The 1,010-nt window shown below is 67.8% G+C and carries 1 protein-coding gene; it reads right to left on the minus strand.

Annotation, left to right across the window (positions count from 1 at the left end):
* The coding region (locus EOA28_RS36855; protein WP_148671154.1) for an acetyl-CoA C-acetyltransferase at positions 1-1,010 on the minus strand (1,010 nt) is incomplete at both ends.

The following is a 1,010-nucleotide window of genomic DNA, read 5'->3' on the forward strand; positions in this document are numbered from 1 at the left end:
GAGGCCAAGCCCGTCTTCGCTCCGCGCCGGACCATCTCGTGCAGCAGCGTCACCACGATGCGGCAGCCGGAGCCGGCCAGCTGATGGCCAAGCGCGATGGCGCCGCCGCTCATATTGATGATGTCCTCGTTCCAGCCCATCTCGCGATTGACGGCGATGGCTTGCGCGGCGAAGGCCTCGTTGATCTCCATCGCGTCGAGATCGGACGCGCGCCAGCCGGCCTTGTCGAGCGCGCGCCGCGAGGCCGCGACGGGACCGAGGCCCATGTCCATCGGCTCGACGCCGGCAGAAGCATAAGAGGCGATGCTGGCGAGGGGTGTCAGGCCGAGTTCCTTCATCCGCGCCTCCGACATCACAAGCACCGCGGCGGCGCCGTCGTTGAGACCGGATGAGTTGCCGGCCGTGATCGTCCCCGCCGCATCGAAGACCGGTCTCAGCCGGCCAAGGCCTTCCATCGTGGTGGAGGGGTTGGGATGCTCGTCACGCTCGATGACGACATCGCCTTGCCTGGCCTTGATCGACACAGGCGCAATCTCGTCGTCGAACCTGCCAGCCTGGATGGCGGCGTCCGCCTTCTCCTGCGAGCGCAGCGCGAACCTGTCCTGTTCCTCGCGGGTGATCTGGTAGCGCTGCGCCAGCGCTTCGGCGGTGACGCCCATATGCACCTGATGGAAGGCGTCCCACAGACCGTCGGTGATCATGGAATCCTTCACCGTACGGTCGCCCATGCGGATGCCGGCGCGCACCCCGTGAATGACATGTGGCGCCGAAGTCATCGAATCCTGTCCGCCGGCGATCACGCAGTCGGCGTCGCCGCAGCGAATGGCCTGGGCGGCGAGATGGATCGACTTCTGCCCGGCGCCGCAGACCTTGTTGACGGTCATGGCGGGCACGCCGACCGGCAGGCCGGCCTTGAGAGCAGCCTGCCGGGCGGGATTCTGCCCGGCGCCGCCGGTCAGCACCCGGCCCCTGATCACCTCGCCGACGGCATCGGGCGCAAGCTGCTTTTT

Origin of the sequence: Mesorhizobium sp. M2A.F.Ca.ET.067.02.1.1 (assembly GCF_004023285.1) — a bacterium.
GTDB lineage: Bacteria > Pseudomonadota > Alphaproteobacteria > Rhizobiales > Rhizobiaceae > Mesorhizobium.